We start from the raw sequence: 678 nt of genomic DNA, 5'->3' as shown, positions 1-678 counted from the left end.
GCGTTACACGCTGCTGTCAACACCTCTTTTTCAACTCCCTTTTGGCTTCGATGACCTGAAGCAACCTGCTGCCGAAAACTGCATAACTCATTGTTTACCAARGAGTTTTCCGTTTCGACTGCGCCGGAAGTGGGGCGAATTATAGGCCTCCAGAATCTGCCGTCAAGCACTGATTCTGGCTTTCTACCGACATGTACAAAAACACTGCATATATATAGACGCGCCTGCGGGGAATGCGCAGTATATTGCCCAACACAAAAAGAAATACCCTTGATTCCTATATTTCGGACGATGCCACGTAATGAATGATCAGCCTCGCAGCCTGGCCTCTACCCTGTTCTCGGTTGGACTGCTGCTCATAGCCATGGCATCGATCCAGTCCGGAGCCTCCCTGGCCAAAAGCATGTTCTCCGTTGTTGGCCCTCAGGGGACGACAACATTACGACTGATTTTTGCCAGCGTGATCATGATGCTGATACTGCGTCCATGGCGGGCAAAATTCACCGCAAGATCCCTGCGCACCGTCATCGTCTACGGGATGGCGCTGGGCGGCATGAACTTCCTCTTCTATATGTCATTGCAAACCGTCCCGCTGGGCATCGCGGTGGCTCTTGAATTCACCGGCCCACTGGCCGTGGCGATCTACGCCTCGCGTCGCGCTATCGACTTTTTGTGGAT

General features: G+C 52.7%; 1 pseudogene. It reads left to right on the top strand.

Going from position 1 to position 678, the window contains the following annotated elements:
* Positions 1 to 301: 301 nt before the first annotated feature.
* Positions 302 to 678 (top strand): annotated as a pseudogene (locus tag AC1DVH_RS32310) (EamA family transporter); the annotation flags it as partial.

The sequence above is a fragment of the Pseudomonas sp. P4_C3 genome (assembly GCF_056402075.1).
Note: the sequence above shows the minus strand (reverse complement) of the source record. Positions and strands in the feature narration are given on the sequence as shown.